This is a genomic window from Butyricicoccus sp. AM27-36, assembly GCF_003480945.1.
GTDB classification, from domain to species: domain Bacteria; phylum Bacillota; class Clostridia; order Oscillospirales; family Butyricicoccaceae; genus Agathobaculum; species Agathobaculum butyriciproducens.
Genome location: NZ_QUJR01000008.1, coordinates 1 through 22,485, shown reverse-complemented (window position 1 = coordinate 22,485; position 22,485 = coordinate 1). Strand labels below are relative to the sequence as shown.

Below are 22,485 nucleotides of genomic sequence, written 5' to 3'. Positions count from 1 at the left end.
GCCGGCGCCTGCATTTTGCAGGCGCCGGCCTCATACATATCTGACACTTTTCCGCCTTCACACTGATAGCATTTCTCTATTTTCCTACCACAAGAATACCGGAAGGACTGCCGGATTTTCCATGCGATGTGCCAGATACCGCCCGAGACGGATGCCGAGCAGCCTCAGCACGAGCAAATACAGTATGATAGCCGACACGAGTGCTGCCGTGAGGGCGGTCACGGTGTTATCAAACCGGCAGGCGAACGTCTGCGCGAAAAAGCGAGTCCACAGAAAAACCGCAGCGCCGCAGAGCAGCGGCACGCCGAACCGCCGGAAGGGTTTCAGGCGGAACGCTGTCCGCCGGTGCAGGATGGCAAGGTTGACCGCAGCGGCGCTCGCTCCGGTCAAAAACATGGCAAGCAGGTAGCCGTAAATGCCGAGCGTTGGCCTTGCGCACCAGCGGTACAGCAGCGCAAGCTGGCACAGCTCCGCAGAGATGGCGGTTGCCACGTTCCACCTTTGCAGACCGAGCGCATTGAGCAGGCTGCCGGTCGCCATCTGGTAGTAGGCCGCCACGGCTGCCGCGCCGAGCAGCGCGGCGTAGCCGCCGGTGAGTGGCTGGCGGAAAAACAGCTCGCTCAGCTGCGGTGCCAGCGGCACGAGAACAGCAGTTGCCGGCATGCCGATGAGACCCACAGTCGTAACGACACGGCCGGTCAAAACACGCACGCGTGCCTGCTCACCGACCGCCTGCGCTGCCGTAACGGCGGGCAGCAGCGCCGTGCAGACCGAGCTGACGAACGCGACCGGAAACAGCAGCAGCGGCATGGCCATGCCCGAGATCACGCCGAGCGCAGACAGCGCCTGCTCATAGTCCAGACCGGCCGCCATCAGCCTTTGCGGCAGCAAAACGGATCCTGCCGAGCCAAGCATATTCCCGATCAGCGCCGAGGCCGATAATGGCGCGGCAATGCCGAAAAACTGGCCGTAAAGTTCCTTATCCGGCCTTGTAAAGCGAATATGCCGCATATTTCGTCGGAACAGCCGCGTGAGGAAAAGTGCGCTGAACACTTCGCTGCACACCATGCCCGCAAAGATGAGCATGGCGATTCTGCCATAGTCACCGCTGCCATATTCGTACAGCAGAAAGCTGACCGCGAATATGCGGATAAGCTGCTCACCGACCTCGGAGCAGGCTGTGTACTGCACCCTTTCCAGTCCGATAAACAGCGATTTAAAAATATTTTCCACGCCAGTGAGTGCGAGACACAGCAGCATGTACGGAAACGCGCGCGCACAGCGTCCGTCACCGAGCAGATTTGCTGCGATACTGCCGCCGCACAGCAGCACCACCGCGGTGCAGGCCGCACTCAGCGCAAAAAAGGCCCGGAACGCCAACCGCAAAACTGCGCCTAACCGATGGCTCTCCCCTCTTGCTTCGCACGCCGCGCTCAGCCGCGAACACGCCGTTGTCACGCCGGACAGACAGCCTGCATTCAATACTAAATACACCGAATTGACCAGCCGATACACGCCCAGACCTTCCGCACCCGCAAAGCGGCTGAGCACCACGCGATAGACAAATCCGAGCACCTGCAGCAGCACATTTCCGCACGCGAGCACGCCTGCTGCGTATAAAATCGTTCCTTTTCTGACCCGCACAGCATGACCCCATTTCACGAAATTCTATGCGGATTTCGGATGGAATATGCGTACAAAAACTCCCGCAGCAAACCGCCTGCTCTGTACGCGAGAATGCTTCTTTTCCGCAGTTTTCCTCATAAAAAAATCCCTGCACAGAATTCTCACTCTGTACAGGGATTTTTTACTTGCGTTTGCGCTTAGGCTTCTCCTCGATGCCGGTGGACACAATATAATTCTGCCGGAACTTATTCGGCGGCATGCCGACGTTTTTGGTAAACTGCAGATTGAAATAGCTCTGCGTGTCATATCCCACCATCTCCGCGATACGCGTGATGGACAGGTCGGTCGTGATCAGCAGCGTCTGTGCTTCACCGATGCGGCGGCGCAGCAGATACTGCACGGGCGAATACCCGCTCATCTGCTTGAAAACATGCGATAAGTAATACGGACTGATGTGCAGCGCCTCACCCATGCTCTGCAGCGTGATCGGCTCCATATAATGCTTGTCAATATATTCCTTAATCCGTCTGCCGAGAATGTGCGGCTCCTCCAGCGGCTTTTCCGACTCCGCGTGAGAACCGGCGGTGACCGTCAGCACCGACATCAGCAGCGCGTGCATCAGCGAACTGCAGAACAACTCAGCATTCGGCTCGCCTGCCGACAGGGTGCGGAACATCATTTCAAACAGGCAGTGCAGATCAGCGAAATACTTGCCGGTCGGGAATACATAGCCCGCATCATCCGGAATGAGTGCGTTTTCGCGCAGACCGGGCATATGCAGCCCGCCGACGGCAATGCAGTAGCTGCCGACCTCCATATCCGGACCGGAAACCTCGTCGTGCACCACGCCTGCGTTGTATACGAGCAGATCACCCGGCTTGATGATGACTTTTTTATCGTGAATCAGGTATTCACTTGAACCGCTGCAAATAAGAATCAGCTCGACAAAATCCTCATGCGCATGCATGACACGCGGATGCGCACTGGCATCCGGTCGAATTTCACTGACGTAAAGCAGCTTCGGCTGATTCTCCCCCTCAAAAATTGATTTAACTTCCTTCTCTACAAAGCACTGTACGTTCAGGTTTGCCTTCGGCATAGTTTTTTGCAGCTCCTCTCTTTCTCTGACGGTGATTTTACTCTTATAAAAGTATAGCACACGGGTCCGTTGTGCGCTAGCACATATTTGCTTTTGCAGACCGCCGTATATCGTGCTTTTTTGCGGTCGGGCTGAGAATAATTATAAATTCTTGCTATTTGCAGATTCTTGTTTTTTGTTCTCGCTTATTTATAGTATAGCATATCCGACCGAGAATCTTCCGTATGTTTCTCTGCGGTTTTTCAGCTTTCGCAAACCTGCCGATTCGCCGGTCTCCGACCGGCAAAAAGCAGGATTTATAAAAACAGGCGCACGGCCTCAAACCCGCTCCGAAAAAATACTGTGCATTTTTACCGCCGCTTTTACCTCTAATATATTATATATATGGGATTTTCGGGTGTCCGAAAAAAAGTTTCCGTTTTTTGAATCAAGCCAAGAATCTAAAAGAAACCGTTCGCCATATCTGCTAAACTATAAGCACAAAGAGAAGAAAGAATCTCACAGCTCAGTTGTGAGATACAACAAGAACGAAAGGACGAAGCATTATGTTAGATCCCAAAAAGGTTAAAATCGGTATCGCTCCTATTGCATGGACCGAGGACGACATGCCGGAGATGGGTGCTGAAAACAGCTTCCTGCAGACGATCAGTGAAATCGCTCTGACCGGTTATGTTGGCACCGAGATCGGCTGCCAGTTCCCGCGTGATCCGGCGATTCTGAATAAGGAGTTTGGCCGCCGCGGTATTTCCGCCATCACCGGCTGGATCAGCACCTACTTAAATGAACTGCCGATGTGGCAGAACGAGCGTGCGTTCGTTGACCACATGAACTTCCTGAAGTCGATCGGCGCTACGATTATCAACACATCCGATCAGTCGTTCTCCATTCAGCATCAGTGGAACACTCCGCTTTCCAACAAGAAGGTGCTGAACGACGATGAGTGGGAGGTACTGACCAAGGGTCTGGATCACCTCGGCAAGATCGCTTATGACAGCGGCATGAAGATCGTGTACCATCATCACATGACGACTACCGTGCAGAAGACCGACGAAATCGACCGTATGCTCGCTATGACCGACCCGAAGTACGTCAGCATGATTTACGATACCGGTCATCTCACCTTCTCCGGCGAGGACCCGATCGAAATTCTCAAGAAGCACCACGACCGCATCGGCCATGTCCATCTCAAAAATGTCCGCAAGCCTGCAATGGACAAGTGCTACGCTGAGAACAAGAGTTTCCTCCGTTCGATTCCGGAAGGCGTATTCACCGTTCCCGGCGATCCGGAAGGCTGCGTAGACTTCCCGACCGTATTCAAGCTGCTCGACGAGTACAACTACGAGGGCTGGCTGGTCGTAGAGGCTGAGCAGGATCCGGCTATCGCAAATCCGCTCGAGTACGCCCGCATGGCCCGCGCGTATGTCAAGGAGCACACCGGACTCTAATCCGCCGTTTTGCACACGATCCCAAACTGTTAAGCTGACAACTGAATACGGATGTCTTCTTATCGGTTTACAAGAATACCGGTTCAAAAGAAGGAAACTCGGAAAAAGAAAGGAAAAGTACTCTTATGCAAAAGTTACTGGCAACCGTTCTGACTGGCACCATGTTATTCAGCCTCGCAGCATGCAGCGGCAGCAACACCCCCTCTTCTTCCGGAGATTCTGCCGATGGTAGCAAGAATCTTTCTATCAGCGTAATTCTGAAAACCACGGCTTCTGAGTACTGGCGCTATGTTGTTGCCGGTGCCGAAGCCTACGGAACCGAAAATTCCAATGTAAAGGTCGATGTCAAGGGTGCTACTTCGGAAACTGCTTACGATGAGCAGCAGAATATCATCGAAACCGACCTGAACTCCGGTGCTTACGATGCTTATGTTATCGCACCGCTGCAGTCCGATGTTGCAGCTACTCTGATCAAGGGACAGACCAAGCCGATCATCAATCTGGACACCCGCATTGATGCACCGGAGATTCTCTCCTTCGTAGGTCTCGATCAGGAAAATGCGGCCGAATTCGGCGGCGAAGCCGCTGTAAAGGCCGCCAAAGAGGCCGGCTGGACCGAACTGAAGGCAATCGCCATCTCGGGTGTACAGGGCGACAACACCGCAACCGCACGTCTAAACGGCTATCGCACCGGTATCACCAATGCAGGCGGCACCTTTCTGGATAACGAAATTCAGTACGCGGATGCTGTGGCGGATAAGGCCGCCAACTCGATGGAAGCGATTATCCAGAACCATCCAGAAGGCATTGCGATGATTGTCTGCAACAACGACGACATGGCCATGGCCGCTGCCCGCGCAGCAGAGAGCCATCCAGCTTATGCCAACACGGTCTTTGTCGGCTTTGACGGCACCAAGTCTGCCTGCGATTCTCTGCTGCAGGGCGGCGAAACGCTTTCCGTTTCCTATAACTGCTACGACCTCGGCTACAAGGCTGTAGAGGCTGCTGTTGCCGCTGCAAACGGCGAAAAGGTCGACGAAGTCATTTCCGTAGATGCAAGCATCCTGACGAAGGACAATGCACAGGAGCGTCTGGATTATCTGAACAAGCTGTTGGGTTAATCTATAATTCTATTCACATTCACTATATTTTTCAAAGGAGATCGATGATTATGAAAAAACTGAAGATTGGTATCATCGGTGTAGGCCGTCTGGGTTATGAGCACGCCTGCAACATTGCAAACCGCGTTCCGGGCTCCGAGCTGGTAGCTATCGCAGACGCAAACTTCGACCGCGCAAAGCAGGTCGCTGAAGAACTGGGCGTAACCGCCGTTTACAACGACCCGAAGGATCTGTGCGCTGACCCGAACGTTGAGGCCGTTGCCATCATCACCAACACCGCTTCTCACGTTGAGATGATCAAGATTGCGATGGACGCAGGCAAGCACGTTTTCTGCGAAAAGCCGCTGGCTGACACGGTTGAAAAGTGCAAGGAGGCCGAGGCCATCATCGCCGCTCACCCGGAGCTGACCTTTATGCTGGGCTTCATGCGCCGCTATGACCACTCCTATCAGGTAGCTAAGAAGAAGATGGAGAACGGCGACATCGGTGATGTTATTCTGGTTCGCTGCTACTCGCAGGACCCGATCTCCATCATCGAGGGCACCCTGGAGTACGCTCCGCGCTCCGGCGGTCAGTTCATCGATATGTCCATTCACGACTTCGACCTGATTCGCTGGCTGACCGGCTCCGAGGTCAAGGAACTGTGGGCAACCGGTGGCTGCTATGAGTTCAAGCAGTACAAGGACTGGGACGACGGCGATAACGTTTCCGGCCTGATGAAGATGGAAAACGACGCTATGGCATTCTTCTTTGCCGGTCGTGCAGCAGCTCACGGCTCTCATGTTGAGACCGAAATCGTTGGTACCCGCGGCACCCTGCGTATCGCATCCGTTCCGACCGACTCTCTCGTAGAGGTTATGAGCCAGCACGGCGTATGCCGCGAGTGCTATCAGGACTTCATCACCCGTTGGCACGATGCATACATCACTGAGATTGAGGAATTCTGCGACTGCGTAGCAACCGGCCGCAAGGCAACTCCGGGCGTGATCGACGGCACCCAGTCTACCAAGATCGCCTTCCGCTGCAAGGAGTCCTTCCTGACCGACAAGAAGCTGACCCTCGAATAATCGTTCTCGAAACCGCATTCTTATTCCACATTCAATTTATTCTCTCTTATTTATATTCAAGTCTCCAAACAGAATACAAATACAGCCTAATTCAAAAAGAAACCCGGGAATCCTTCGATTCCCGGGTTTCGCCTTTTATTCCACCGCTAATACGCTGCGGATCGTGCGGCACACGCCGTCCTCATCATTGGATGGACAAACATGCTTTGCGACCTTCTTGAGCCGCTCATGTGCATTCGCCATCGCGTAGGACTCGCCCACCGAGCGCAGAAGCTCCACATCGTTCAGATAATCGCCGAACGCCATGCACTGCGCGGGTGTGATGTGCAGATTATCGCACATAACGCCTACGGCCACGCCCTTGCTCAAACCCAGACGCATCAAATCCACCCAGTCCGCGCCGGAGAGCGCCACCTGCAGCTTATCGTCAAACATCTGCCGATAGTACGGCAGCACGTTGGTTTCCGCCGCATTTTTGCAGAAAAGCGCCACCTTGCACACCGGCTCCTGCTGCACGGCTTCAAGCAGATCAGGCACCTTTTTGCGCCGCGCGTAATACATCGCCATGTTCTCCACGAACACCGGATCGTCGTCCTCGTAGGCTGCGCCGTCCCGCATGGACGCGATTGCGTGCACATTCGGCAGGCCGCGCGCCAGCTCCACAGCCGCGCACACCAGCTGCTGCGGCATGGCCTCGAACGACACGATTTCGCGTCCGTCGCACACCATGCCGCCGTTTTCGCTGATGTACATCAGCTCGTCCGCTATCTCACCGAACTGCTCGTACAGGTTGTAATACTGCCGTCCGGATGCAGGTGCGAAGCGTACGCCTATCTTTTTCAGCGTGCGCACCAGCGGGAAAAAGCCCTTGGGCAGCTGCTTACGGCTGGACAGCAGCGTGCCGTCCATATCTGCGGCGATCAGTTTGATCGACATGATTTACCGTTCCTTTCCGGCGGTCTCCTCCGCCTCGAGCGTATGTTCTTCCTCGACAAACATGATTGCAAAGACCAGACTCAGCGGGATACAGGTCAGCAGCAGCGCTTTTTCGCCAATTCTCGCGGTCGTCAGTGCGCCAATCGCACCGCCGAGGATGAAAAACAGGATGATTGCGTAATAGTTGCGCGTTTTGCGGATCGCGTTCCGGTCGCCGGTCTGTGCCCAGATCACAAGCTGCTCGGTGCCCGAACGCAGGTTGCCTGTACACATCGTGGTTGCAAATGCGCTGCCGCGCACCTTGCGGAACGACTCGACCTGCATCGCGCAGATGAATGAGATCATAATGTTGACCGTGGTATTCAGCGTCTGCGGCATAAAAGCCGCTGCGGTCAGCAGCACGATCTCGACCAGCACGACAATCTGTCTCCAGTGAATGTTGATGTCGCTCTGGCGTTTTTTGTACCGCCGCTTGACAATCTCCGCCGCCACAACGCCCAGTGCGAACGCCAGAATCGGTAAGAGATACTCGGCTGCCCGCAGCCAGTTGCCCTCGGCAATATTCGCGCCGAACAGGACAATATTGCCGGTCTGCGCGTTGGCGAACACCTTGCCGCGGCAGAGATAGGTATATGCGTCAAAAAAGCCGCCGGCCATAGCCAGCAGTGCGCCCAGCCGCAGCGATTCCGACATCTGCCCGTGCGCTCGTTTCATGGAAATTCCCCCATTTCACTTCGACAGAGAACTTTTCTTTGTCTTCCAGCGGCTATTATAGCACAAAAAATCCCCCGATTCAATCAAATCGAGGGATTTATATTCGGTCAATATGCCGAATTATTCAGTAATGCTGATACAATTCCTCTGCAGGAAATTGTATCATTTGCTCTCCGCGATGCGAATACGGTTTACCGCCTTTTTCAGCTTGCCCTGTGCGATATCCATTTCACGGTCGCCGGTCTTTTTCTGCAGAATCGCTTTCGCACGGTCTGCGGCCTCACGGGCACGGGCCACGTCGATTTCGTCGGCCCACTCGCAGGTACGCGCCAGCACGACCGTCTGCTCTGCCGAAACATCCACAAAACCACCCGAAACCGCCGCTACACGGCGTTCGCCGTTCCGGATAATGGTCAGGCCGCCGGTGCCGAGCGCCGCAACATACGGCACATGGTTCGGCAGGATGCCGACATCGCCCTGTGAGGTGCGAACCACGATACGGTCCACTTCACCGTCAAAAAACTGCTTATCGACCGTGAGCACCTTGAGATGAAAGGTAGCCATATTATGCCCCCTTCTTAGCCTTCTCCACTACCTCGTCGATCGTGCCAGCAAACAGGAACGCCGACTCAGGCAGATCGTCATGCTTGCCCTCAAGAATCTCCTTGAAGCCGCGGATGGTCTCAGCGACCGGCACATACTTGCCCGCCATACCGGTGAACTGCTCTGCAACATGGAACGGCTGCGAGAGGAAGTTCTGGATCTTACGGGCACGGGCAACGGTCAGCTTGTCCTCGTCGGACAGCTCATCCATGCCGAGGATGGCGATGATATCCTGCAGATCCTTGTACTTCTGCAGAATGGACTGCACCGCACGGGCAACCTCGTAATGCTCCTTGCCGACAACGTCCGCCGACAGGATACGCGAGGACGAATCCAGCGGATCAACCGCCGGGTAAATACCCATGGATGCGATATCACGCGACAGAACGACCTTTGCATCCAGATGCGAGAACGTGGTAGCCGGAGCCGGGTCGGTCAGGTCATCGGCAGGCACATAAACAGCCTGTACGGACGTGATCGAGCCCTTCTTCGTCGAGGTGATTCGCTCCTGCAGCGCGCCCATCTCGGTTGCCAGCGTCGGCTGATAGCCTACGGCAGACGGCATACGGCCGAGCAACGCGGAAACCTCCGAACCGGCCTGCGTGAAGCGGAAGATGTTGTCGATGAACAACAGCACATCCTGACCCTCGACATCGCGGAAATACTCCGCCATAGTCAGACCGGAAAGTGCAACGCGCATACGCGCTCCGGGAGGCTCGTTCATCTGGCCGTAAACCAGCGCAGTCTTGTTGATAACGCCGGATTCCTGCATCTCGTTGTACAGGTCGTTGCCCTCACGGGTACGCTCGCCGACACCGGTGAATACCGAAATACCGCCGTGCTGCTTTGCGATGTTGTTGATCAGCTCCATGATGATAACGGTCTTGCCGACGCCTGCGCCGCCGAACAGACCGATCTTGCCGCCCTTGGCGAACGGCGCGATCAGGTCAACGACCTTGATGCCGGTTTCGAGGATCTCGGTCGTGGACTGCTGCTCCTCGTAGGACGGTGCCGGACGATGGATCGGCCAGCGCTCCTCGCCCTCGACCGCCGGCTTGTTGTCCACCGGCTGACCGAGCAGGTTGAAGATACGTCCGAGGTTCTTGTCGCCTACCGGCACCGTGATCGGGCTGCCGGTATCGACTGCCTTCATGCCGCGCACCAAGCCGTCGGTGGATTCCATTGCGATGCAGCGCACGGTATCCTGACCGATGTGCTGCGCAACCTCGACCGTGATGATCTGACCGTGGTTGTCGATCGTAATAGCATTCAGCAGCTTCGGAAGCGCGTCAGCGGCAAATTTAATGTCAAGCACCGGTCCGGTGATCTGGACAACGGTGCCAATATTCTGCTCACTCATTGGCAAAACTCCCTTTTGTGAAAAGAGTGAAGAGTGCAGAGTTCAGAGTGAAGAGACGAGAGGTATCTCCGCTCTCCACTCTTCTATCTCCACTCTCGATTAAGCTCCTACCTCGCCCGAGCCGGCTACGATCTCCGTAATTTCCTGCGTGATCGCTGCCTGACGCGCACGGTTGTAGGACAGATTCAGATTTTCGATCATCTCGCCCGCGTTATCCGACGCAGCCTCCATTGCCATGCGGCGCGCCGACTGCTCGGAGCAATAGCTTTCCACTACCGCGCCGTACAGCACGCCGTACAGATACTCCGGAATGACTGCATCAAACACGCTCTCCGGCGAGGGATCGTATTCGGTCAGAACATGGGCGCCTGCCGGCTGCTTGTCTGCCGCGTCAAAGTGCGCGGGCAGCAGCTTGAGGCACTTCGGCTCCTGCTGCAGAGGAGAGATAAACTCCGTGTAGCACAGGAAAACCTCGTCCACCCTGCCCTCGCGGAACAGCTTCAGCATATCCTCCACGATGGGATGCGTATCACTGATGCGCATGGTCTCGGCAATGCCGGGATAGTCCGCCGCCACCGTTACCGGACGCTTTGCGTAATGCTCCTGCGCCTTTTTGCCGATGGTGATGACCTGTGCCTGCTTGCCCTGCATCTCGGCAGCGGCGAGCTTGAACAGGTTGGCGTTGTAGCCGCCTGCCAGTCCGCGGTCGCCCGCGATGACGATGTACAGGCTGTTCTTGACCTCACGCGGCTTGGTATACACCGACTCGCTGCCGCGGGTCGCGCCCGCAAGGCGGGTGATGGTCTGATACAGCGCGTTAAAGTACGGACGGGCCCCGAGAGCACGCTCCTTCGCGCGGCGCATTTTAGAGGACGCAACCAGCTCCATCGCCTTGGTGATCTGCATGGTGGACTGCACCGATTTGATACGGCGCTTGATGTCCTTCATATTTCCGGAAGCCATTTTCAGTCCCTCCCTTTCACATTAGTGCTCGGAAAGGAACTTACTCTTGCATTCCTCGATTGCCTTTGTCAGCTTTTCCTTCACATCGTCCTCCAGCTTGCCGGTGGTGCGGATGGACTCCGGAATGTCGCCGTAAACGCTGTCCACGAAGGAGAACAGCTCCTTCTCGAACTCGCCGATCTGGTTTGCCGGAATATCGAGCAGTGCGCCCGAAACAACGGCATAGATGATGATAACCTGCTTTTCGACCGGAATCGGGCTGTTCTGCGGCTGCTTGAGCACCTCTACGATGCGCGCGCCCTGTTCCAGACGCTTCTTAGTATCCGCATCCAAGTCGGAGCCGAACTGCGAGAACGCCTGCAGCTCACGGAACTGCGAGTACGCCAGCTTGAGCGTACCGGCAACCTTCTTCATCGCCTTGATCTGCGCGTTGCCGCCGACGCGGGATACCGAAATACCCGGGTTTACCGCCGGACGGATACCGGAGTTGAACAGCTCGGTCTCAAGGAAGATCTGACCGTCGGTAATGGAGATTACGTTGGTCGGGATATACGCCGAAACGTCGCCTGCCTGCGTCTCGATGATCGGGAGTGCGGTCAGGCTGCCGCCGTTCTGGATGTTCGCTGCACGCTCGAGCAGACGGGAGTGCAGATAGAATACGTCGCCGGGGTACGCCTCACGTCCTGGCGGACGGTGAAGCAGAAGGGAAAGTGCACGGTAAGCTACCGCGTGCTTGGACAGATCGTCATAAATGACCAGAACGTCCTTGCCCTTGTGCATAAAGAATTCACCGATCGAGCAGCCCGCGTACGGTGCAATGTACTGCAGCGGTGCAGACTCGGATGCGGTTGCGGCTACGATGCAGGTATAGTCCATCGCGCCGTTGGCCGCGAGCGTTTCTGCAACCTGTGCAACGGTCGAACGCTTCTGACCGATTGCTACATAGATACAAATAACGCCGGTGCCCTTCTGATTGATGATGGTGTCCAGACAGATCGCGGTCTTGCCGGTCTGACGGTCACCGATGATCAGCTCACGCTGACCGCGGCCGATCGGGATCATGGAGTCGATTGCCTTGATACCGGTCTGGAGCGGCACATTAACGGGTGCACGCTCGATGATGCCCGGTGCGGGCATTTCGATCGGACGGCTTTCCTTGGTTTCGATAGCGCCCTTGCCGTCGATCGGCTTGCCGAGTGCGTCAACAACGCGGCCCAGCATCGCTTCGCCGACCGGGACCTCTACGATTCGCTTGGTGCGCTTTACCGTGTCACCCTCGCGGATGTTCTGATCCGAGCCGAGGATAACCGCGCCGACCAGCTCTTCCTCGAGGTTCTGCGCCATGCCCTGCACGCCGCCCGGGAATTCGAGCAGCTCGCCTGCCATGCAGTTTTCAAGGCCATGGATATGCGCGATACCGTCACCGACGGTAACAACCGTGCCCACGTCGGTCAGCTTGATCTGGCTCTGATAATGCGTGATCTGCTCCTTGATAATGCTGCTGATCTCTTCGGAGCGCAATTCCATAAAAATCACCTGCTTTCCTGTGTACCGGTCAACCGTGCTGCAAGCTCTTCCAGACGGGTGCGCAGGCTGGTATCGAACTGCTCGTTGTTCACCTTAACAACGATGCCGCCCATAATACTCGGATCGACCGAGCATTTCAGCTCTACCTTTTTACCCGTAACCTGTTCCATCTTGCCGCGCAGCCTGTCGGTCAGCGCCGCACTCATCGGCACCGCCGTGACCGCCAGCACCTCTACGATGCCGTTTTCAAAATAATACTGCTCCTTATATGCCTGACACATCTCGTGGATGAGACCGATGCGGTTCTTATCCGTTACAAGCATCAGGAAATTGAGCAGAAAAGGCTCGATACGTCCCTCGAACACGGCTTTCAGGACATTCCGTTTGTCCTCCGCCGCGATAGAGGGCGTTGTGAGCATTTTGAGGAAATCCGGTTCGCTGTCAAACGCCGCACACACCTCGGTCAGCTGATCGAGATACAGCTTTTCCTGCTTCTCGTCCTGCGCGACCTCGTAAAGGCTCAGTGCGTAGCGCTCGCTTACCATATCCGCCATGTTTGCTCACCCCACCTTGTCAATAAAGTCTTCGATAAAGCGTTCGTGATCCTCCGGCTTTACATCGCGCTCCACGATCTTGGAGGCGATCATCACGGACAGATCCGCAACCTCATCCTTGAGTTCCTTGTGCGCCTTGATGCGCTCCTGCTCGATGACGCGCTCGGCCTTCTTGACCATAGCGGATGCCTGCTGCGAGGACTCGCGCAGGATCTCATCGCTGCGCTCTGCCGCACGGCGGGTAGCGGAGCCGACGATCTCGGCAGCCTCCTCCTTCGCCTTGGACAGACGCTCGGTGTATTCGCTGCGCATCTGCTCGGCCTCGCTCTGCGCCTTCTCGGCGGTGGCGTACATGGACTGTACCTCCTCGCTGCGGGCAGCGAGCATCTTGCGCACCGGCTTGTACAGAAACTTCTTGATGATCAGGAACGTAATGAGCGTGTTGCACATCGTCACGAGGATGTTCCACCAGCCGATGCTGACGAACGCTTCATATAATGCTTCTGTCACTGGTTTACCTCCTTCCCAAACGGAAGAATCCGTTTCGTCTTTTAATTCTCAACCACCCTCTTGAAACAGAGCGGTCTGAGAAGTGTCAATGACCTGACTGGCAAGAGCGATTTGCGAGATAAAATTGTGTGCGAGCGAGGCGCGGTGCCGCAGCAATACTTTGTGTATTGCAAGGTGCCGCAACGAAGTTCCCGCGCAATTTTTCCGCAAAGCGCCGCAGACAGTTTGGGCATTGCCACTTCCAATTAAAACTGGCCAACGAACGGATTGGCAAACAGCAGGATCAGCGCGATAACCAGCGCGTAAATACCGGTGGACTCGGCCATTGCGATACCAAGGATCATGGTACGGGTGATATCGCCCTGTGCCTCCGGCTGACGGCCGATTGCGGAGCACGCCTGACCGGCGGCATAACCCTCGCCGATACCAGGGCCAAGGCCGGCGATCATTGCCATACCTGCACCAAGAGCGGACATACCTGCTACGAATGCTTTGGGATCCATACTTTTCTTCCTCCTAATTCAGATAACGAAATTGGAATTTGTTTTTTCTTCACGTCAGCTGTTTCTTGCGTCACCCACATAAGCCATGGTGAGCATACTGAAGATGAACGCCTGCATGCAGGCCGTGAAGCAGTCAAAATACAGCGACAGCACACCGGGCAGACCGATCTGCAGCAGCGCGATATTATCGGGCAGGAAACCCAATACCGCATTAGACAGCACCTTGAGCGCGCCCATGATCAGCGTAGTGATGACAAGGCCGCCTGCCATGTTGCCGAAGTGACGGAACGACATGGAGACCGGCGTTGCGATCTCGCTGAGCACGTTGAGCGGCGCCATAACGAAGATCGGCTCGAGGAAACCTTTGAGGTAGCCCTTGATGCCGCCGTACTTGATCTTATTGAACGTGATCAGCACGAACGTGATGAGCGCCCAGCCGAGCGTGGTGTTCAGGTCTGCCGTGGTAGAGCGCATCCAGAACAGGCTGGCCAGTGAACCGAACAGCGAGCTCATCATCAGCGTCATAATGTACGGCGAGAAAGCCTGACAGCCTTCTCCCATCGTGCTTTCGACCAGACCGTCGATCATCAGCACCGCCTTTTCGGCCAGTGCCTGCTTGCCTTTGGGGATCTTCTGCATGCGGTGTGTTAAAAAGATACACAGGAACAGGATAAACGCCATGATGATCCATGAGTTTCTCATGGTCTCCGTGATCGGCAGATTGGTATTGCCGAACAAATAACCCAGTATTTTAGGACCGTTTATTTCGACGTTCAACCGTTTAACCTCCTTTCCGCTGAACTGCGTGGCGCCAGAGGAGCAGCGCCTTGGTGAAAAACAGCGGAATGACCGCTGCAGCTGCGTTCAGATACGGCAGCTTGATCGCCGCGATCACGAACACCGCCGTGAGCATGTAGCGAACTACATAGCCGCGCCGCGTAATGCGAATGCCCTGTGCCGGTGGAAAGGCGGTTGCCCTTACCGTGCTCCTGCCGATCATGTAGAACAGCAGCAGCGCGAACGCCGTACCGAGCAGAACGCTTGCGCCGGACCGAGCGATGCCCTGTCCGCAAAGAGCGAACACACCGAAGGTCACCAGCGCCAGCGGGAGCATGCCGCGCAGCATGCGCTTCGTTTCCTCATAAACGATGTGCATTTCCGTCACAGCTCCTTTTCTTTCTCTGCGCTTTCTCTGGCTTTGCGCTCGGTAAATCGCAGAAAGTCACGCAGGCTGCAGGCTGCAACCGCGATACCGAGCAGGATTCCGATAATCACCACACCGTTGCCCCAACCGAACCGGTTGCGGAGCCATATCGCTCCGAAGCAGCAAAGCACCGGCGGTGTGATCACTGTGAAGCCTACCTGAGAAAAATAGATCAGGTAGCGCAGCACACTAAAGCCTTCTTTCCCTCTTTGCAATCGCATTCCCCCTTCATGAACGCCATAGCAACATTGTACAAAATGCAGCGTGCTCTCTCGGCACGCTATATTACTTATTATAAACAACTTGCCCAAAAAGTAAAATACTTTTGCTCAGAAAAGCTAAATATTTTTTGTGACTTTGTGTCGTATCATACATTCTGCATAAATTATTCTTATTAAGTATATACAAAATGCCAGATTGTCTTTTTTATCACAAAGGGAAAAAGACGCAGCATTCCCCATTGTTTTTTCTTACCAGCACGGCTGCGGGCAAAAGAAAAAAGCAACGACTTTCATCGTTGCTTTTTTGTGCTTGCGATATGTATTTCCGTTTAAGGATTACAGGAAACGCTTCATGTCTTCGGTAGCAGACTCCGGCTCCTCGCTGAGCGAAACGGTGAAGTTTACGCTATGCTTGGAAGAGAATGCGTCCAGAGCGGTGAGGAACTCCTCAGCCTTGGCTGCGTCCTTGCCGCCGATGATCTTGTACAGACCGTCGATGAAGACACGGGTGATATCGTAGTTGCCGGCATGCAGACCGCCGACAAAGCCGAGCAGGCTTGCGATGTCGCTAACCGGATAATCCGCTGCGTCGATCAGACGTGCGTCATGCGAGATATCGAAAGTCAGCTTGTTGCCGCGGGAAATGCAAACGACACTGCCCTTTTCTTCTTTTACTGCAGCGTTGACCTGATCAATAAGCTCCTTGGTCTTACCGGAACCGGTACCGCCAATAATAAGTTTTACCATAGTTTTTATCCTCCCAACCTTTGAGGTTGCTATTAGTGTACCATAGTTTAGCCAAAATCACAAGTCCGAATTGCAAACTTTCCGTCATTTTGTATGGTAAATTTCTCACCCTTCCCAATTCTGTTCGGAAAACGCCGGATTTTGACGTTATTTTGCATCTTTTACAACATTTCCTGCAAGGCCGCGCACAAAGGAAATAAGCAGCCCGGACAGTCCGAGCGCGTCCACACCGGCTTGGGCGATGATGGGAACGGTCAAAACCGTCTCTCCGCCGGCGGATACCGTCATTTCGCCCAACTGCTGACCGGCCTGTATCGGCGCGGCAAGTGTCTCCGGCAGGTCGAATGTGGTCTGCATATCCTCTGCTCTCGCCTTTTCGATGACGACCGTGTCGCTGCCCTCGAGCACCGGCTGCACGGTCTCCGCGGTGCCGAGCGTCACCGGAATGGGTTCCAAATCCTCCGCCGCAGGCGTGTATGCCGTGAAGTTGGCAAAGCCGTAGTTGAGCAGCGCGGTCGCATCCGCTGTGCGGTTCTCCTTGGTGGGCGCCGCCATCACGACCGCCACAAGGCTCAGTCCATCCCGCTCGGCACTTGCAGAAATGCAGAAGCCGGCCTCGCGGATGTAGCCGGTTTTGAGTCCAGTCAGACCCTGATAGCTTTTGAGCATCTTGTTCGTGTTCGCCAGACCGAATTTGCCGCCGCGCACAGTGTCCATCCAGATGCCGGTATAGTCGAGTATCTTCGGGTGGCGCAGCAGCTCACAGGAGATAAGCGCAAGATCGCGTGCCGAGGTCAGCGTCTTTTGACCTTCGCCGTCCAGTCCGTTGGCGTTGACGAACGTTGTGTTCGTGCAGCCGAGTTCGCGTGCGCGCGTGTTCATCCGCTCGACAAAGGCGGCCTCTGTGCCCGCCAGATGCTCCGCCACCGCAACCGCACAGTCATTCGCTGAACCGACCGCAATCGCCTTGAGCATCTCATCCAGTGTCAGCTGCTCGCCCGGCTCCAGCCAGATCTGCGTGCCGCCCATCGAGCAGGCGTACTCACTGCCGGTTATCATGGTGTCCAGTGTCACCTCGCCGCGCTCGAGCGCCTCCATCGCCAGCAGCATGGTCATGATCTTTGTCACCGACGCAGGCTGCAGCTGCTCGTCGGCGTTATAGACGTAAAGCTCCTGCCCGTTTGCCGCATACAGCGCCGCCGATTTCGCGTAGAGCGCGCCCATTTCGGGCAGCGCCGCCGCCTGCACCGTAAGCATACCGCTGAGTAAAGCGGTACAGATTATCTTCTTCACTTCTGTTCACCCCTTTATGACAGGCTATGTGCCGGACGGATAGATTATGCAGTCAGGCAGGAGTTAGGAGTGAGGAGGTTTCCTTAATTAGTAATTAGGAATTAGGAGTTAGCAATTGGTGGAATCTGGTGTGTTCTTCCAGCGTTCCGGATTTCTTGGCGAGAAATCGCTATTTCTTGGCGAGAAAGTACACAGTGAACGGGATTTATCGTACGGAAAATCCACAGAGCAGAGAAGAGTACAGAAGAGCAGAGAACAGTACAGTACAGTAGAGCAGACCAGAGCAGAGAAGAGTAGATATTACAGTAGAGAACAGCAAAGCAGAACAAACTTGAGAATGGAGAATGGAAAACGACTGACTGATCCTGATTTGACGGTTCTGATGGAGAGAGTGAATTTATTTCTCTGAATAAAAAAAATGGAGAATGCTCTCCTATCGAGTTCATTCTCCATTCTCCATCTTCAATTCTCCATTACCTTCCACGGTGCGACCGTACCGAACGAATGAAAGTTCCACCGTGCCTCGGTAAGCGACAGCCCATGATTCTGGTCGCTCGGCTTATCCGGCTCGCCTTCGACATCGTAATCAATCTCCCAGCCGCACATGGGGCAGATATACCCCCAGGAAGGATTCTCGGGGATCTCTGCGCCGCAGCACGGACACGGCTCGGTCGGTGTTTCCGGCATCCAGTCAAGGCCGTCCGGCTCGTCCTCCCCGGATACGGCATCCGGCCGGAAGTACGGGTCAAGTTCTTCCTCGTCCTCCTGCTCCTGCACGCCGTCGAAAAACGCCTCCGGCAGAAAGGCATACTCGTCCTTATTCAATTTCGATCAGCACCGGACAATGATCCGAACCGAACACGTCGGTCAGGATACGCGCGTCCTTGACCCGCTGGGCAAAGCGATTGGACACGAGGAAATAGTCGATACGCCAGCCTGCGTTCTTCTCTCTGGCGTGGAAACGGTAGCTCCACCACGAATACACGCCCTCGAGCGTGGGGTTAAAATGGCGGAACGTATCCGTAAAGCCTGCGGCGAGCAGTTCGGTCATCTTGCCGCGCTCCTCGTCGGTGAAGCCTGCGTTCCTGCGGTTGGTCTTGGGGTTCTTGAGGTCAATTTCCTCATGCGCGACATTCATATCACCGCACACGATGACCGGCTTCTCCGCATCCAGCTTTACCAGATACTCGCGGAAGGCATCCTCCCACGTCATGCGGTAATCCAGACGCTTGAGTTCATTCTGCGAGTTGGGCGTATACACGGTAACGAGGTAGAATTCGCCGTAGTCGGCGGTGATGACACGGCCCTCGTGGTCGTGCTCCTCAATGCCAAGACCATAGGTGACGCTCTGCGGCTCGGTTTTGGTGAACAGCGCCACGCCGGAGTATCCCTTCTTCTCTGCCGAGTTCCAGTATTCGCGGTAGCCGCCCTCGAGCGGCACATCAGCCTGTCCCGGCTGCATCTTGGTCTCCTGCAGGCACAGCATATCCGGCTGCTCAGCGGCGACAAAATCAAGGAAACCCTTGCCCATGCACGCACGCAGTCCGTTTACATTCCATGAGATCAGCTTCATTTGCGTTCTCCTTTACGCTACGATGCGGACGGTATTGCCGTCCGGGTCGAGCACAAAACTGCCGTAGCAGCCATCCTTGCCGACGACAGGGCCATCCGTGATCTCATAGCCCTCCGAGCGCATCTGCTCGGTCAGCGCGTCCACGTTCTCGCGAGTGCCCGCCTTGAACGACGTATGCGCCCAGCCGGTCCACAGACGCGAGTGCTCGGCGTCCTCAAACTGCGGACGGGTCACAATTTCAAGCCGTGCGCCGTCGGCAAAGGACACAAAGCACGCCTGCGTGCCGGTCTCCTCATTCTGATACAGCTTGCCCGCCGTACCGTCAAAATATTTGGTATAAAATTCACACAGACGCTCTAAATCACGCGTGTACAGTGCAATATGGTCGATCTGCATAACAGAAACTCACTCCTTTACAATACCGCTCTCGTCAATGCGGCGAACCGCCTCTGCCATGCGCTCGGGCGGAACGACAAGCGCCATGCGGACGTAGCCCTCGCCCTGCGCACCGAAAGCGCTGCCCGGAACCACGATAACGCCGGTCTTTTCCATCAGCTCAATGGCGAAGTCTACCGAGGACGCAAAGCGCTCCGGAATCTTCGCCCAGACGAACATGGTGCCCTGTGCATCCGGCACGTTCCAGCCGATCGAGCGCAGACCGCCGCACAGTGCGTCGCGGCGCGCCATGTAGCCGGTGCGGTTGCTCTCTACCACATCCTGCGGACCGTTGAGCGCGGCAGCCGCCCCCGCCATGATCGGGTAGAACATGCCGTAGTCGATCTGCGAGCGGAACGCGCGGAAACGGCTGATAACCTCGCGGTTGCCGAGTGCAAAGGACACGCGCATGCCGGTCAGGTTGTAGGTCTTGGACAGCGAGTTGAACTCAATGCCGACCTCCTTCGCACCCGGAATGGACAGGAAGGACAGACCCTTTTCCCCATTCAGCATAATGTCGGAATACGCGTTGTCGTGCAGAACAATGATATTGTGCTCACGCGCCCAGAGGACCAGCTTTTCGTAGAACTTACGGTCGGCAACGGCAGTGGTCGGGTTGTTCGGATAGGAAACAACGATCGCCTTTGCACGCTCTGCCACGTCCTCCGGGATGTCGTTAAAGTCCAGCTGCCAGTTTTTCTCGGCGTACAGCGGGTACAGACCGACCGTTGCGCCGGTCATCATCGGGCCGAACGAGAAGATCGGGTAGCCCGGGTCCGGTGCAAGGATCAGGTCGTTCGGGCCGGCGAAGGCAAAGCCAACGTGTGCAATGCCCTCCTGCGAGCCGCACACAGCCATGATCTCGTCGTCGGCAAGCGTGACGTCATAGCGGCGCTTGTACCAGTTTTCTACGGCGTCGAGCAGCTCGCGCGTTTCATTCAGCGAATACTTGTACATATCTGGGTCGAGTGCAGCGCGGCTGACGGCCTCCATCACATGCTTTCCCGGCTGAAAATCCGGCGTGCCGATGGACAGATTGATGACGTCCATGCCGCCTTCGAGGAGCGACTTCTTGCGCTCGTCGAGCTTGTTGAAAATATTGCTGTCTGCGATTTCTCCCGCTTTGATGAATTTCATGCTGATTATCTCCCAAGTAAAAATTCTATAACCGTCCGGTTGAAGCGGGACGGCTGCTTTGCTGCAACAAAGTGGTCGCCGTCGCGGAAAACCTCCACTTCACAGTGGGGAATGTGCGAGGCCATCTCCTTTGTCTGCTTTCCGCGTATTGAATCGTGCTCACCGACGATGATGAGGGTCGGCATGGTCAGCCGCTCCAAATCGTTCATCGTCACCCCGTACGGGTGCACCATCAGTCCGAGCACATCCCTTCGGCGCGCCGCCTTTTTACTGAAACGGCTCAGCGCCGCAGCAACACCGTAGCCTGCCATAATGGGCAGCTGCACCTGCGGTTTAACGCCGTTAAACATCTCCACATTTGCGCCGTTGAGGATGAGTTTATCTATATATTCCGGCCAGGTCAGTGCGAATTTGATCGCCAGATTGCCACCGTCCGAAAAGCCGAGGAAGTGCGCTTTTTTCACGCCGAGCGTGTCCAGCACGGTTTTGAGATCCTCCGCCATCATTTCAAACGACAGGCCGTGCCCGCCGCTCCCGGAGGCGCCGTGCCCGCGGCTGTCCACCGCAATAACGCGGTAAAAGCGGGTCAGCTCGGGTATCTGGGCGTTCCAGTACGAGCTGTCCTCGCCGTTGCCGTGCAGCAGCACAAGCGGCTTTCCTCGGCCGACATCGTAATAAGCAATCCGGGCATCGCCGCACACGACGAATTCCGGTTCATAACCGAACATATCTATTTCAAACCCTTTCTGCATTGCTCCACAAAATCAGTCGGGTGATGGATGAGCGCGGCGGTCTCCTCCACGGAACGGCCCTCGTCCAGCAGGCGAAGTGCGATGTGCTCCATGGACTCACCGACCTCGATCATGTGCCAGTCCGGGTCGTACAGGCGCACCACACGCTGCTGCCACGCATGCGTCATCGGCGGATGCACCAGTTCCACGTCCAGGTGTCTGCGCAGCTTTTCCGTGAACGCGTCAAAGTCGTCCACTTCAAAGTAAAGCTCCATGTTGTGCGACTGGTGCAGGATCGTGGATTTGGGCACGCCGGTCAGCCTGTCAAAATCCTGCTGAACGGAAAAGCCGCCGGAAAACGTCACGTTTCCGCCTAAATCCAGCACAACCTCCTGATCGAACAGATCATGGTAAAATTTCTTTGAAATCTCCACATCACGCACCGCCAGCAGCGGCATTCGGAACTTTATCATAGTGCAGCCTCCATCAACCCAAACCAAAAGCGGAAAATCCGCTCGGAATAGAAACTAAATTTTCTGTTTGGCTTCTATTTTATCACATTTTGATGAATCGGTAAAGTAGGCATAGAAAAAGGGAATGAATTTTACTTCATTCCCTTCTTTGCGATCAGATTGTCGCAAGAACGCTCTTTGCAAACTCCAAATCCGCACGTTTAACGTAGATTTTGTAAACGACGCTCGCCTCGGCATTCATGCCGAACGTGCCGGACGAACGCCGGTTTTCGAACAGTCCGCCGCTCATCAGATCGATAGTTTTCGTGGCCGCATCTATGCCTTTCGTGCTGAGTGTCTTAATGATTTTGTCCATCTCCGCCATGGTGAAAACTTCGGTAAGCTCTGTTTTGAACAGCATTGCATTCCCTCCCTGTGCAATTCCGTAAATGGTTATCCTGCCTTGTGCTTATCATACCCCGGAGAGTGCGGCTTGTCAATCGTCATACGACAGCCGGATTACTGCTTTTAATAAACAGGCGCGAGAAAAAGAGAGGCAACGGTGTAAAATTAAATTGAGACATAACAAAAACCCGAGCTTTCGTTAAAAAACTCGGGTTTCGTGGTACACCATCACGGGCTCGAACCGTGGACCCACTGATTA

The 22,485-nt window shown here is 55.4% G+C and carries 27 protein-coding genes; 4 read left to right on the top strand and 23 right to left on the bottom strand.

The window, feature by feature from the left end; genetic code table 11:
• Window positions 1-84 precede the first annotated feature (84 nt).
• Both DW724_RS11185 and DW724_RS11180 read right to left on the bottom strand, forming a co-directional pair.
• Window positions 85-1,644 (bottom strand): oligosaccharide flippase family protein, encoded by a 1,560-nt coding sequence (locus DW724_RS11185; protein WP_158580293.1) that lies wholly within the window; start codon window positions 1,642-1,644, stop codon window positions 85-87.
• A gap of 163 nt (window positions 1,645-1,807) precedes the next feature.
• Complete coding sequence (locus tag DW724_RS11180) at window positions 1,808-2,725, bottom strand: helix-turn-helix transcriptional regulator (protein WP_118761520.1); 918 nt, start codon at window positions 2,723-2,725, stop codon at window positions 1,808-1,810.
• A 545-nt stretch (window positions 2,726-3,270) separates the two neighbouring features.
• Between DW724_RS11180 and iolE the strand changes: the two genes are divergently transcribed.
• The 3 genes from iolE (at window position 3,271) to DW724_RS11165 (ending at window position 6,358) form a co-directional block, all read left to right on the top strand.
• Window positions 3,271-4,170: a myo-inosose-2 dehydratase gene (gene iolE, locus DW724_RS11175; RefSeq protein WP_110436673.1), complete on the top strand. Its 900-nt coding sequence runs from the start codon at window positions 3,271-3,273 to the stop codon at window positions 4,168-4,170.
• 125 nt (window positions 4,171-4,295) lie between these two features.
• A complete protein-coding gene (locus tag DW724_RS11170) occupies window positions 4,296-5,291 on the top strand; it encodes a sugar ABC transporter substrate-binding protein (RefSeq protein WP_116705253.1) in 996 nt (331 codons plus the stop codon).
• Between the two features lie 50 nt (window positions 5,292-5,341).
• Complete coding sequence (locus DW724_RS11165) at window positions 5,342-6,358, top strand: Gfo/Idh/MocA family oxidoreductase (protein WP_116705252.1); 1,017 nt, start codon at window positions 5,342-5,344, stop codon at window positions 6,356-6,358.
• Window positions 6,359-6,493: 135 nt separating this feature from the next.
• On the opposite strand, the gene DW724_RS11160 is transcribed toward DW724_RS11165, so the two are convergent.
• The 14 genes from DW724_RS11160 to DW724_RS11095 form a co-directional block, all read right to left on the bottom strand.
• Complete coding sequence (locus tag DW724_RS11160) at window positions 6,494-7,294, bottom strand: Cof-type HAD-IIB family hydrolase (protein WP_110436671.1); 801 nt, start codon at window positions 7,292-7,294, stop codon at window positions 6,494-6,496.
• Window positions 7,295-7,297: 3 nt separating this feature from the next.
• Window positions 7,298-8,008 (bottom strand): YoaK family protein, encoded by a 711-nt coding sequence (locus DW724_RS11155; RefSeq protein ID WP_118761519.1) that lies wholly within the window; start codon window positions 8,006-8,008, stop codon window positions 7,298-7,300.
• A gap of 162 nt (window positions 8,009-8,170) precedes the next feature.
• Window positions 8,171-8,572 (bottom strand): ATP synthase F1 subunit epsilon, encoded by a 402-nt coding sequence (gene atpC / locus DW724_RS11150; protein ID WP_118359608.1) that lies wholly within the window; start codon window positions 8,570-8,572, stop codon window positions 8,171-8,173.
• A 1-nt stretch (window position 8,573) separates the two neighbouring features.
• The gene (gene atpD, locus DW724_RS11145; protein WP_117750882.1) at window positions 8,574-9,971 is read right to left on the bottom strand and encodes a F0F1 ATP synthase subunit beta; all 1,398 of its coding nucleotides are present in this window, start codon (window positions 9,969-9,971) and stop codon (window positions 8,574-8,576) included.
• Between the two features lie 99 nt (window positions 9,972-10,070).
• Window positions 10,071-10,934 carry an ATP synthase F1 subunit gamma gene (gene atpG, locus DW724_RS11140; protein WP_118761518.1) on the bottom strand — a complete coding sequence of 288 codons (864 nt, stop codon included), beginning with the start codon at window positions 10,932-10,934 and terminating at the stop codon, window positions 10,071-10,073.
• Window positions 10,935-10,955: 21 nt separating this feature from the next.
• Window positions 10,956-12,461, bottom strand: a complete 1,506-nt coding sequence (atpA, locus tag DW724_RS11135) for a F0F1 ATP synthase subunit alpha (protein WP_118359612.1) — start codon at window positions 12,459-12,461, stop codon at window positions 10,956-10,958.
• A 5-nt stretch (window positions 12,462-12,466) separates the two neighbouring features.
• Window positions 12,467-13,015: an ATP synthase F1 subunit delta gene (gene atpH, locus DW724_RS11130; protein ID WP_118761517.1), complete on the bottom strand. Its 549-nt coding sequence runs from the start codon at window positions 13,013-13,015 to the stop codon at window positions 12,467-12,469.
• A gap of 6 nt (window positions 13,016-13,021) precedes the next feature.
• Window positions 13,022-13,525: a F0F1 ATP synthase subunit B gene (gene atpF / locus DW724_RS11125; protein WP_118761516.1), complete on the bottom strand. Its 504-nt coding sequence runs from the start codon at window positions 13,523-13,525 to the stop codon at window positions 13,022-13,024.
• Window positions 13,526-13,770: 245 nt separating this feature from the next.
• The gene (gene atpE, locus DW724_RS11120) at window positions 13,771-14,028 is read right to left on the bottom strand and encodes an ATP synthase F0 subunit C (RefSeq protein WP_110436663.1); all 258 of its coding nucleotides are present in this window, start codon (window positions 14,026-14,028) and stop codon (window positions 13,771-13,773) included.
• Window positions 14,029-14,082: 54 nt separating this feature from the next.
• The gene (locus DW724_RS11115) at window positions 14,083-14,805 is read right to left on the bottom strand and encodes a F0F1 ATP synthase subunit A (protein ID WP_242988059.1); all 723 of its coding nucleotides are present in this window, start codon (window positions 14,803-14,805) and stop codon (window positions 14,083-14,085) included.
• Between the two features lie 4 nt (window positions 14,806-14,809).
• A complete protein-coding gene (locus tag DW724_RS11110; RefSeq protein WP_110436662.1) occupies window positions 14,810-15,184 on the bottom strand; it encodes an ATP synthase subunit I in 375 nt (124 codons plus the stop codon).
• Between the two features lie 5 nt (window positions 15,185-15,189).
• Window positions 15,190-15,447, bottom strand: a complete 258-nt coding sequence (locus DW724_RS11105) for an AtpZ/AtpI family protein (RefSeq protein WP_158557226.1) — start codon at window positions 15,445-15,447, stop codon at window positions 15,190-15,192.
• A gap of 342 nt (window positions 15,448-15,789) precedes the next feature.
• The gene (locus DW724_RS11100) at window positions 15,790-16,200 is read right to left on the bottom strand and encodes a hypothetical protein (protein WP_117490610.1); all 411 of its coding nucleotides are present in this window, start codon (window positions 16,198-16,200) and stop codon (window positions 15,790-15,792) included.
• Between the two features lie 147 nt (window positions 16,201-16,347).
• A complete protein-coding gene (locus DW724_RS11095) occupies window positions 16,348-17,493 on the bottom strand; it encodes a D-alanyl-D-alanine carboxypeptidase family protein (protein WP_118761515.1) in 1,146 nt (381 codons plus the stop codon).
• Between the two features lie 118 nt (window positions 17,494-17,611).
• Between DW724_RS11095 and DW724_RS11090 the strand changes: the two genes are divergently transcribed.
• Window positions 17,612-17,902 carry a hypothetical protein gene (locus tag DW724_RS11090; protein WP_147358655.1) on the top strand — a complete coding sequence of 97 codons (291 nt, stop codon included), beginning with the start codon at window positions 17,612-17,614 and terminating at the stop codon, window positions 17,900-17,902.
• A gap of 53 nt (window positions 17,903-17,955) precedes the next feature.
• On the opposite strand, the gene DW724_RS11085 is transcribed toward DW724_RS11090, so the two are convergent.
• From DW724_RS11085 to DW724_RS11055, 7 genes are all read right to left on the bottom strand, one after another.
• Complete coding sequence (locus tag DW724_RS11085) at window positions 17,956-18,318, bottom strand: CPCC family cysteine-rich protein (RefSeq protein WP_118761513.1); 363 nt, start codon at window positions 18,316-18,318, stop codon at window positions 17,956-17,958.
• Window positions 18,311-19,066 carry an exodeoxyribonuclease III gene (locus DW724_RS11080; protein WP_118761512.1) on the bottom strand — a complete coding sequence of 252 codons (756 nt, stop codon included), beginning with the start codon at window positions 19,064-19,066 and terminating at the stop codon, window positions 18,311-18,313. The genes DW724_RS11085 and DW724_RS11080 overlap by 8 nt, the downstream gene beginning before the upstream one ends.
• Window positions 19,067-19,078: 12 nt before the next feature.
• Window positions 19,079-19,462, bottom strand: a complete 384-nt coding sequence (locus DW724_RS11075) for a VOC family protein (protein ID WP_110436655.1) — start codon at window positions 19,460-19,462, stop codon at window positions 19,079-19,081.
• Between the two features lie 9 nt (window positions 19,463-19,471).
• Complete coding sequence (locus DW724_RS11070; RefSeq protein WP_117750890.1) at window positions 19,472-20,638, bottom strand: aminotransferase class I/II-fold pyridoxal phosphate-dependent enzyme; 1,167 nt, start codon at window positions 20,636-20,638, stop codon at window positions 19,472-19,474.
• A 5-nt stretch (window positions 20,639-20,643) separates the two neighbouring features.
• Window positions 20,644-21,366 carry an alpha/beta fold hydrolase gene (locus DW724_RS11065; RefSeq protein WP_158580291.1) on the bottom strand — a complete coding sequence of 241 codons (723 nt, stop codon included), beginning with the start codon at window positions 21,364-21,366 and terminating at the stop codon, window positions 20,644-20,646.
• A 2-nt stretch (window positions 21,367-21,368) separates the two neighbouring features.
• Window positions 21,369-21,839 (bottom strand): VOC family protein, encoded by a 471-nt coding sequence (locus DW724_RS11060; RefSeq protein WP_117490698.1) that lies wholly within the window; start codon window positions 21,837-21,839, stop codon window positions 21,369-21,371.
• A gap of 157 nt (window positions 21,840-21,996) precedes the next feature.
• Window positions 21,997-22,242, bottom strand: a complete 246-nt coding sequence (locus DW724_RS11055; protein ID WP_118761510.1) for a hypothetical protein — start codon at window positions 22,240-22,242, stop codon at window positions 21,997-21,999.
• Window positions 22,243-22,485 lie beyond the last annotated feature (243 nt).